Source organism: uncultured Cytophaga sp. (assembly GCF_937863595.1).
Lineage (GTDB): Bacteria > Bacteroidota > Bacteroidia > Cytophagales > Cytophagaceae > Cytophaga.
The window spans coordinates 1-10,939 of sequence record NZ_CALMGQ010000160.1 but is presented as its reverse complement, the minus strand read 5'-3'; the positions used below and the strand labels follow the sequence as shown (position 1 = coordinate 10,939).

Sequence of the window (10,939 nt, the reverse complement as noted above, 5' to 3'; positions counted from 1 at the left end):
ATTGCAGGGATTTCAACGGTTATTGTAGTCCCTTCCCCAATTATACTATTAAATATAAGATTTCCATTTAACAAACTCACCCTTTCTCTAATATTAGTCATTCCTCTACCACTACCATCTGTCTTTCTTTTATCTTGAGGAGTAAACCCTTTGCCATTATCCTCCACTGAAAAACGGATTTTATCTTTTTCGAATTGCAAATCCAAAATAATATTGCTTGCATCTGCATATTTGAGGGCGTTATTCAATGCTTCTTGTATAATTCTATAAGTGTTAATTTCCGTATTTTTATCAAAACGCCCTATATTAGCCAATCCAACATACTGTATATTAACATTATTTTCTCCTAAAATAGAAAATCGTTCACTCAAATGATGTAATGCAGCACCTAAACCAAAATCATTCAACACACTTGGCATTAAATCAAATGAAATTCTTCGTACCTCCAATATAGTATCCTGAAGCATATTTTTAATGCTATCAAGATAGCCCTGCTCTTCTGGGGTTGAAGGTGTTGGAATACCTTGTATATTAAATTTTAACGCAGTCAACATTTGCCCTAAACCATCATGTAATTCTCTTGCAATTTTTCTTCTTTCTCTTTCTTGACCTTCCAATACAGAGGATGTGCGAATTTTATGTTCATGAACACTTTGTTTAAATTTTTCAGACAAATCTGTATAGATCGCAATATATTGAGTAGGTATTTGCTCATCATTCAAGACAGGTATAATAGTTGTATCTAACCAAACATAGGATCCATCTTTAGCTTTATTACGTATTTCATCATTCCATACACTACCATTAGAAATTGTTTCCCATAGACGATCAAAAAATTGTTTAGAATGATATTGACTACTTAACATATCTAACCTCTGACCAATCAATTCAGTTCTAGGATATTTAACTATTTCGCAAAACGTATCATTAGCATACGTAATAACTCCGTATCGATCTGTACGAATCATAATCGTTGCAAGCTCTAATGCATAATTGACCCATTTGATTTCTTTTAATGTATTGTTTAATGAATTGTTTGTAATTTTTATCTTATGGGTCAAAGCGCCTGATCTTTGTTCTGCTCCAATAAGATCATAGATGATTTTTTTAATTTTCAATGATATTGGTCGAAAAATAAAAAGACCTTCTCCAACAAGTATCAGTAAGGTTAGTATAAAAAGTACCCATTCAACATTGCTTAAAAATAATACCTTTTGACATGCTTCAAAATCATACTGATAAACAATCTGGTTCATCTTCGTTAAAAATACGTTCTCATTATTAAGAACAGCCCTCAAAGCAATATCAATATTAATTATATTACGTTGCTCCTTTTTTGCCTCGTTTGAAATTACGAATGCATTATTATAAACACGATAAAAAAAGGGATCGATATCCAAAAACATTTTCTGAATAACTACGCTTCCCGTTTTTGGAAGACCAAATTTTTCACTCCCATTCAATAAACCTAATTGTCGGGCTTCCCACAGAATAAGTAAAGAATCGAGGGTTGTTCCTAGGTTCCTACATGAAGTATTTGAAATAGAATCTCTAATTAAGAGGCAAAGTTTAGTGATTTGTTGACTAGAATAACGCTGAGTACCTGCTATATTAATAACATACGAATCGCTTAGCTGCTTTTTTATAGATCGTTGAATAACCAGTTGACCTAAAACTGTAAGAATGGCCAGCGTTAACAATGCAAGAATATACAACTTAGTAAGTCTTCCTGATGAGTTTTCCTGGATTTCTATATCTTTTATTTTGCTACTTTCCATGATATATATACGTAAAAATACCTATTTTTATAGAAAATAAAAATAAGAATATACATCTTCCAAAGCCATATGTCACAAAACAGACTTGAAGAATTACTTAAAAAGAAAGGTATTGGCCCAGAAGGTAGTAAGACTTTAAAAATCGACGAATTAAATGAAATAGAATATCTCTTTCAAGATGATACATTAAGCTTAACGACTAAAGCAACAATACTTACTGCATTGTTAATGTTACCTCCTAGCGAAATCGAATCTACTTGGTTAATGAATTTCAAAAATAAGTACACGAAAATATTGCCAAGAGAATTATTTGTATTCATTGAAACAGAAATTGCAACTTCATTGTTTGAAAAATATCTTATTCAAACAATCAAACACATACACCTTAGCTATACAGAAGCTTCTGAGGCAATGGAATTATTGCTTTGTGATGATTCCATTCCTGAATTTCAAAAAGGTGCTTTTTTAGAAGCTCAACGATTGAAACGTGAATCATTTGAAGAAAACAAAGCTTTTTTTGATGTTTTATGGAAACATACCGATAGAATTGAATCAACGCTTCCAATACTATTTGACATAAGCGATAATTATGACGGCTTCAATCGATATCATAATTTCGCACCGTTTTTTGCTGCAGCAATCGCATCTTGTGGCTACCCGTGTATCATTCATAGTATCGATAGTGTTGCGCCAAAGTTTGGAATAACATCTCATAAAATAATTCGTGCGTGTAATGGTAAAGCAGATAAATCAATTGAAGCAACTTTAAAACATGTTTCAAATCCAAAAATAGCGTGGGGCTATATCGATCAATCTATTTTCCATCCTTTGCTATATAAATTAAAAACCATTCGCAAAGAAATGGTAAAACGTCCATTTTTGGCAACATTTGAAAAAATGATGCAACCCATCCAAGCAATACATGGAAACCACTTATTAACAGGCTACACACATGCACATTATAGAAAGGAAGTTGCAGAACAACTTCAAAGTCAAAACAAAGTAGCTGCAGCACTTGTTATTAAAGGCATTGAAGGTTCTTCTTGTCCTCCATTAAATAGAGAAACCATTAAAGTAACTGTTACCAAAGAAGGTATTTCAGATGAAACAATTCATGCTTCCGAATTTATTGACACTGTTGTAAATCAATTGCCATCTAAAAATATAGAGATACAAGAATCCGTTAAACTAGGCTTAGATGCCTTAGATGGAGTAGAAAATGAAGCCTACCATCAAATAGTATACTATACTATAATGGCTATTTCAGGATTTGGTTTCGAAAGTAAAGAAAGTGTATCGAAAAAAATAAAATCTCATTTAAAGAATGGAATCGTTCTTGAACATTTTAAATGTGGTCTAGTGTAATCTGGGCAACCAACTTGGCTTTTCTACTTGACCCATGGAATTTTGAATGGTTCCAATGCGCTTTTGTAAATAGGTACTGGGTTTCACTGGTGACCATTTTAAAGGTGATGGTAAAATTGCGGTAATAGATGCGGCTTGCTTGCTTGTTAATTTTTTACTAGTGGTATTGAAATATTTATTTGAAGCAGCTTCTACACCATAATACCCATTTCCTACTTCAATAATATTTAAATAAACTTCCATAATACGCTCCTTAGACCATATCATTTCGATTAAAAAAGTAAAATATGTTTCAAAACCCTTCCGAATCCAGGTTCTGGATGGAATTAAAAAAACATTTTTTGCTGTTTGTTGACTAATTGTTGACCCACCCTTCATTCGTTTGCCTTTGTGTTTGCTATTATAATCCATGGCTTTTCGAATAGCCTCCCACTGAAAACCATGATGTGTTAAAAAGTTCTGATCCTCTGCAGCCATAACCGATAAAATCATATTGGGAGAAATTTCATCTATATCTTTCCATTCTTTATGAATAGCTATAGATTTATTCCCTTTAATAATTCCCTCTCCTAAACGAATAACCATTAAGGGAGTAACAATTGGATTGATGAATTTATGGATTAAAACAAGCTGAATACTATATACAAAAAAATAAAGCACTGTCGTAATTAAAATTAATCTAACTCTCTTCATTACGTTATAAATGCGGGTTTCAAATTTATTACAAATCTAATAAATTTGAATTACTTGATTTCATTTAAAATGGGTAAATTGAAAAAAATATTTTCGCATGAACAAATCGGATGCACTATTGCGCATTGAAGCACTAAGCAAGGAGCTTCATTATCACAACAATTTATATTATCAACAAGACCGTACCGAAATAACGGATTTTGAGTTTGACGCATTGTTGGCTGAACTCATAGAACTAGAAAGTCTTTTTCCTGAAAGTATTAAAACCGATTCTCCGTCGCAACGCGTTGGAGGAACTGTTGTAAAAGCATTCAATTCTATTACACACAAATACCCAATGCTTTCCTTATCAAATACCTATTCGGAGAGTGAAATACGAGAATTTGATGAACGCGTTCAAAAGTCTGTTGGCAGACCTGTTGAATATGTCTGTGAAATGAAATTTGACGGCGTAGCAATGAGTTTAACGTATATCAACGGAATATTAACACATGCCGTAACCAGAGGCGATGGCGTTAGAGGCGATGATGTAACGCATAATATTAAAACTATAAAAAGCATTCCGCTTAAAATTCAAGCATCTGATATACCTGCAGAATTTGAAGTACGTGGCGAAGTCTATTTGCCCTATGAAATGTTTGAACGCATTAATAAAGAGCGTGAAGACATTGGAGAAGCTCTTTTAGCAAATCCTCGTAATGCAGCTAGTGGAACCGTAAAAATGCAAGATTCGAGCATTGTAGCGAAACGGTCTCTGGATTGTTTCGTCTATTCACTTCTTCAAGACCATTCTACTACTGCGTCACACGCAACTTCATTAAAGAAACTAAAAGACTGGGGATTTAGAGTTTCCGATTCCTATAAAATATGTACATCCGTAGATGAAATAATTACTTATATAAATTATTGGAGCGAAGCTCGGTTTAAACTCCCCTTGGCTACGGACGGGATTGTCATCAAAGTAAATGATTTGCAGCTACAATCAGAATTAGGCATGACCGCTAAAAGTCCGCGTTGGGCTATAGCATACAAATTTAAAGCGGAAGAAGCAACGACTCCTATCATTTCTATAGAATATCAAGTTGGGAGAACAGGTGCAGTTACTCCTGTTGCGAATTTAAAACCCGTGCATCTTGCAGGCACAACTGTAAAACGAGCAACCCTACACAACGCAAACGAAATAGACCGATTGGATTTACATGAAGGCGATACTATTTTTGTAGAAAAAGGTGGAGAGATCATTCCCAAAATAACTCGTGTTGATTTATCTAAACGAATATCAAATAGTAAAAAAATAAACTTTATAAAAAACTGCCCTGTTTGTGATAGCAATTTGATTCGCGTGGAAGGTGAAGCTGCTTGGTATTGCCCAAATGAAAAAGGATGTGCGCCACAAATAACAGGTAAAATTGAGCATTTCATTCAACGTAAAGCCATGAATATTGATGGTATTGGTTCAGAAACAATTGAACTATTATATCAAAAAGGCTTAATAAAAAATATAGCAGATCTGTACGCATTAACATATGAACAATTAATATCATTAGATCGATTTGGAGAGAAATCTGTTACAAACGCCCTAAACGGAATTGAAGCATCCAAAAACACACCCTTTAAAAGTGTATTATTTGCGATAGGTATTCGATTTGTAGGTGTAAACGGTGCAGAGAAGTTAGCACTTCATTTTAAGAACATTGAAAACATTCAAAATGCTTCCAAACAGGCTTTATTAGAAGCACCGGAGATTGGTGACAAAATTGCAGAAAGTATTATAGAATGGTTTTCTATTGAAGAAAATAAAGTCATTCTTCAAAAACTAAAAAATGCAGGTGTTCGCCTTGAATTAAGTGAAGGTGAAATCCTAGTAAAGGATTCTGATATCTTTATGGGTAAAAGTTTTGTCATTTCTGGCGTATTCGAAAAGTATGAACGAGACGAATTAAAAGAAATCATTTTAAAAAATGGTGGAAAGGTCAACTCAGGCATTACAGGCAAACTCGACTATCTAGTTGCAGGTGAAAATATGGGTCCAGCCAAATTAGAAAAAGCGAAGAAACTGAACATTAAGATCATTTCAGAATCTGAATTTGAAAACTTATTAAATTCTTGATTCTTTTTACACAAATACGAAAATACAGGTCAGGTATTTTCCTAATGTTCTGATAATTTGCCAATTTTGCATATAATATAAAAACTACAATCGTGCATACGTTTTACGGTACAGGTACAGCTCTAATCACCCCATTTAATAATGATCATTCGGTAGATTACGATGCATTCAAAAAGTTAATTGAATTTAACATCAGTTCTGGTGTTGACTATTTAGTTGTTAACGGAACTACTGCAGAATCCGCAACAACTTCGAAGGAAGAAAAAGCGAAGTTATTAGAAGTAGCAATAGATGTAAATAAAGGGCGCATACCTCTTATGTACGGAATTGGAGGAAATGATACTGCAGAAGTTATTCAACGTATTGGCAATACTAATTTTAAAGCTGTTGATGCACTATTGTCTGTTTGTCCATACTACAACAAGCCCTCTCAAGCAGGAGTCATAGAACATTATAAGGCAATTGCTGCAAAATCTCCCGTACCTGTATTAGCGTATAACGTTCCAGGCAGAACAGGAATAAACATGTCTGCTAACACATCGATACGTTTAAGTGAGGTTGTAAATATATTTGGAGTAAAAGAAGCAAGTGGCGATTTAGTTCAAGCACTTGAAATTATAAAAAATACACCTAAAGAGTTTCTGGTAATTTCTGGAGACGATTTATTAGCGGTACCAACTATTTCAATTGGTGCTGTAGGTGCAATTTCTGTGTTATCAAACACATATCCTGAGAAATTTTCTGAAATGATAAAAGCGGCAATACAATCCCGTTTTCAGCATGCAACAGAAACACTAATTACCTTTACTGAAATTAATCCATTGATGTATGAAGAAGGGAATCCTGTAGGCGTTAAAGCCTTATTACAACATTTAGGGATTTGTTTGAATGAAGTACGCTTACCATTAGTAAAAGCTTCTGAAGGATTACAAGAGCGGATTATTGAGGCACATAAAAAAATTGCATAACATCTTATTGCCTTTAAAGACATAAAAAAAGTCCTACTAAATTTAGTAGGACTTTTTTTATGTCTTTAAAGATCTAAATTAGTTATTCAGCAGAATTTTTCGAATCCTGAACTTCTTTTCTAATTTCTTGTGCAATGTTTTTCAAGTCTTGCATACCTTTTCTTACTCTAGTACCAGCGGCACTATTTTCTTTTTCATAGAATTTAACAAAGTCTCCTTCTAAAGAAGAAACAAGGTCTTTAAGTTGTTCAAATCTGTTCATTGTTTCCAAAAATTTTGAGTTTACTAATGGTTTTATTAATTGAAAATACGAATTTATATGCAATTGACCAATTCTGGACCAATAAATTTATATTTTTTATTTTTAAATTGAAATATTTGTTAAGCTTTTGCTGTACACACCTTGTTTCAATTTCTCTGCAACTTCAGCAAATGCAATTATCGTTCTGTCTACATCTGCAATTGTATGCTCAGCTGTTGGGATTAGTCTCAACATCATAACACCTTTAGGTACAACAGGATAAATAACAATCGAACAGAAAATACCATAATTTTCTCTAAGATCAATTATCATTTGAGCAGCTTCAGATTCAGTACCACTCAAATATACTGGAGTTACAGGCGATTCTGTATTACCGATATTAAATCCTTTTTCTTTTAAGCCTTTTTGCAATGCGCGTACAACCTTCCAAAGATTTTCTCTTAGTTGAGGTTGTGTACGAAGCAATTCCAAACGTTTCATATTTCCAACTACAAATGCCATTGGCAATGTTTTAGCGAAAATTTGAGAACGCGTATTGTATCTTAAGTATTGAATAATATTTTCTTTAGAAGCAACAAATGCACCAACGCTTGCCATAGACTTAGCAAATGTAGAGAAGTAAATATCTACTTCGTCTTGAACACCTTGCTCTTCAGCCGCACCCGCACCCGTTTTACCCATAGTACCAAACCCATGTGCATCGTCAATTAATAAACGGAAAGAATATTGTTTTTTCAATTCAACAATTTCTTTCAATTTACCCATATCCCCTGCCATGCCGAAAACACCTTCAGTAATTACCAAAATTGAACCTTTAGTGGGATCAATCATTTTATTGGCACGTTCTAATTGCATTTTCAAATTATCAATATCGTTATGAGGGAATACCAAACGTTTACCAATATGCATACGCATACCATCGATAATACATGCATGAGATTCAGAATCATAAATTACGATATCATGACGATCTAATAAAGCATCGATAATAGACATAATACCTTGGTAACCGAAGTTTAAAACCATGGCATCTTCTTTACCCATAAAACTGGATAATTGAGATTCAAATTCTTCAATCAAATTGGAGTTGCCAGACATCATACGAGCACCCATTGGGTATGCAAGACCGAAATCTGCAGATCCTTCTGCATCTGCCTTACGAACTTCTGGATGATTCGCTAACCCTATATAATTGTTCAAACTCCAGTTCAAAACATCTTTTCCCCTAAACTTCATATGAGGAGCAATATCACCTTCAAGTTTAGGAAACGCGAAATAACCGTGAGCAATATTTGAGTGCTTCCCTAAGGGCCCTCTGTCGTGCTGTAATTTTTCAAACAGATCCAAAGTAGTATAAATTTAAATAGTTAAATTAAGCTTATTAGTACAATTTTGACAAATCGGTTTAAAACCAATCAAATCTTCCAAATCTAATACTTTAAATGCAAATTTTAAAGAAATGTAGATAAAAAGTCTATTGAGCTGAGTGATTTTTCTGCTTAGATAAACAGCTGTTGTAACACATGATTAATAAATTTAAATTCACAAGTTATGCGCAGAATGAGGTATTTTAAGAATTATTCAATACATTGTTCGAAATTTCAATAAAATCTTTTTTGTACAAAAGGAATATTCAATAATATGAAAAAATCAATTCTATTCTATGTATTTATGTTGTTTGCTCTGTCAACAACTGCTCAAACACTTAATAAGGGTAAAATCTACAACATGCAGGGGCCAAATGCCGCATCTTGGGATTTAGTTGCAAACAAACAACAATTTATTACTGCTAAAGCAGACAATAAAGATTTAGTTAATATTACAGATTCAATTGATTTGCCTGTATTTAAAAAAACGTTTAAATCATACAATTCTACACATTTCGTAAAATTAGAGAGTGGTAAGCTTATTGTTCCTTCCTATGCAAGTCTTGAGTCTGCTTTTAAAGCTGGTAAATCATCTTCTAGTATTGAGAATGTTAAGGTAGGCGAAGTATTCGTTGCAAAAATACGTGAGAATAAAAGTTATGCATTACTTAAAATATTAACTATTAAAGATGATGGCAAATCAAAAAGTAATGGTGGAGACAATAACGATTATATAGAATTTGAATACACTGTTTTCTCAAACTTGGATTTACATGCGTCATTCAATGAAGCATTGTCTTTATATAAAAAGGGTGATTTTATCGGCGCTAGCGAAAAATTCAAACAAGCAGGTAAAGAAGATCCAAATAATTCCGAAGCATTCTATTATTTAGGATTATGTAAATTAGAATTGGGAGACTCCCCTGCAGCAATTGCAGCCTTTGATCAAGCAATTTCCATTAAATCTGACTATACTGCTGCTTATTCTAAAAGAGGTATTGCAAAAGGTAAAGAAGGAATGAGAGACGAATCCATTGCTGATTACACAAAAGCAATAAGCCTTGATTCATCTTATGCAGAAGCATACCAAAATAGAGCGCACGAATTGTTTCTTTTAAGTAGATACGATGAATCAATAACTGATTACACAAAAGTTATTGCACTACAGCCCGATAATTTCCAAGCGTACTATGGTAGAGGGATGTCAAAGGCTGAATTTGGCAAACATGAAGCTGGTATTTTAGATTATACCAAGGCAATAACTTTGTACCCAAACTTCACATATGCGTATTTCTATAGAGGTTTTTCTGAAAGCCATTTAGAACATTATACCAATGCAATTAAAGATTTTGACAAAGCTATCAAACTCGATCCAAACGATTATACAGCTTATTTTAATAGAGCATTTGCTAAAAGACAAGAAGGTGATTTTGATGGTGCAATTAAAGATTATGATAAATGCAATACATTAAAACCACGTTTTGATGAAGCATATTATCAAAAAGCAAATACTCTTTATTTAATGGGTGATAAAGAAGCTGCTACAGCTCAGTATAACAAATCAATTGAATTATTCCCGAATGATGGAGCTGCTTACACGAATCGTGGTTATTTCTTTTTAAATACTAAAAAAGATAAAGAAGCGATGGACGACTTCAATAAAGCAATTTCTTTAGATGGAAATGATGGAGAAGCACATCGTTTAAGAGGTGTATTGAAAAATGACATGAAAGATAAAGTAGGTGCTTGTGAAGATCTTGACAAAGCTGTAAAACTAGGTGACAGCGAAGCAATTGTTTTACAAAAAACTATTTGTAAGAAATAGTGTTCTTACAAACACTAACTAATATCGATATAATTTTGGCTTCTGGTTCTCCCAGAAGAAAACAACTTTTAGAGGATGCGGGATTTCATTTCCGCATCCTTACTAAAGAAGTTGAAGAACATTATCCTATTTATCTTCAACGTTCAGACATCCCGCTTTATTTATCTAAGATTAAAGCGCATTCACTCAAATCAGACTTTCCAGACAGTTTAATTATTGCGGCAGACACTATTGTGGTGCAACGCAGAGAAGTTTTCAACAAGCCTTCTTCCACAGAAGAAGCCAAACAAATGTTATGGAAACTTTCTAATAATATGCATGAAGTTATTACTGGAGTTACTATTTGTTACAAAGGACAAGAACGATCTTTTTTTGAAATAACCGAGGTTTTTTTCAAACCATTAACGGAAGAGGTTATCAACCATTATATTGAGCACTTCAAACCTTTTGACAAGGCAGGAAGCTACGGCATTCAAGAATGGATAGGAATGGTAGGAATTAAAAAAATCCAAGGCGATTTAATGTCAATCACTCCCCCAGGTGTGTAAATATCACACCTAAAAAAGTGATT

Annotated in this window: 9 protein-coding genes; 5 read left to right on the top strand and 4 right to left on the bottom strand. The window is 33.4% G+C overall.

From position 1 onward, the window contains the following. Positions 1 to 1,778: PAS domain-containing protein (locus Q0543_RS14130; RefSeq protein WP_299254431.1), on the bottom strand; the 1,778-nt coding region annotated here is incomplete at its 3' end. 69 nt (positions 1,779 to 1,847) lie between these two features. On the opposite strand from Q0543_RS14130, the gene Q0543_RS14125 reads away from it, so the two are divergent. Next, the gene (locus Q0543_RS14125; protein ID WP_299254428.1) at positions 1,848 to 3,143 is read left to right on the top strand and encodes a hypothetical protein; all 1,296 of its coding nucleotides are present in this window, start codon (positions 1,848 to 1,850) and stop codon (positions 3,141 to 3,143) included. Here the strand turns inward: Q0543_RS14125 and mtgA are convergent. Further along, on the bottom strand, positions 3,135 to 3,836 hold the full coding sequence (gene mtgA / locus Q0543_RS14120) for a monofunctional biosynthetic peptidoglycan transglycosylase (RefSeq protein ID WP_299254425.1): 702 nt from the start codon (positions 3,834 to 3,836) through the stop codon (positions 3,135 to 3,137). The two genes, Q0543_RS14125 and mtgA, sit on opposite strands and share 9 nt — an antisense overlap. Positions 3,837 to 3,933: 97 nt before the next feature. Between mtgA and ligA the strand changes: the two genes are divergently transcribed. Together ligA and dapA are read left to right on the top strand one after the other, a co-directional pair. Then, on the top strand, positions 3,934 to 5,946 hold the full coding sequence (gene ligA / locus Q0543_RS14115) for an NAD-dependent DNA ligase LigA (protein WP_299254422.1): 2,013 nt from the start codon (positions 3,934 to 3,936) through the stop codon (positions 5,944 to 5,946). A gap of 92 nt (positions 5,947 to 6,038) precedes the next feature. Next, positions 6,039 to 6,914, top strand: a complete 876-nt coding sequence (gene dapA, locus Q0543_RS14110; protein ID WP_299254419.1) for a 4-hydroxy-tetrahydrodipicolinate synthase — start codon at positions 6,039 to 6,041, stop codon at positions 6,912 to 6,914. An 82-nt stretch (positions 6,915 to 6,996) separates the two neighbouring features. Here dapA and Q0543_RS14105 read toward each other — a convergent pair whose 3' ends face one another. Both Q0543_RS14105 and Q0543_RS14100 read right to left on the bottom strand, forming a co-directional pair. After that, positions 6,997 to 7,176 (bottom strand): histone H1, encoded by a 180-nt coding sequence (locus Q0543_RS14105; RefSeq protein ID WP_299254416.1) that lies wholly within the window; start codon positions 7,174 to 7,176, stop codon positions 6,997 to 6,999. 102 nt (positions 7,177 to 7,278) lie between these two features. Beyond that, positions 7,279 to 8,523 (bottom strand): aminotransferase class I/II-fold pyridoxal phosphate-dependent enzyme, encoded by a 1,245-nt coding sequence (locus Q0543_RS14100; protein WP_299254413.1) that lies wholly within the window; start codon positions 8,521 to 8,523, stop codon positions 7,279 to 7,281. Positions 8,524 to 8,817: 294 nt separating this feature from the next. On the opposite strand from Q0543_RS14100, the gene Q0543_RS14095 reads away from it, so the two are divergent. Both Q0543_RS14095 and Q0543_RS14090 read left to right on the top strand, forming a co-directional pair. Next, a complete protein-coding gene (locus tag Q0543_RS14095) occupies positions 8,818 to 10,368 on the top strand; it encodes a tetratricopeptide repeat protein (protein WP_299254410.1) in 1,551 nt (516 codons plus the stop codon). 35 nt (positions 10,369 to 10,403) lie between these two features. Further along, entirely contained in the window at positions 10,404 to 10,916 is a 513-nt protein-coding gene (locus Q0543_RS14090) for a Maf family nucleotide pyrophosphatase (RefSeq protein ID WP_299254407.1), read from the top strand. Positions 10,917 to 10,939 lie beyond the last annotated feature (23 nt).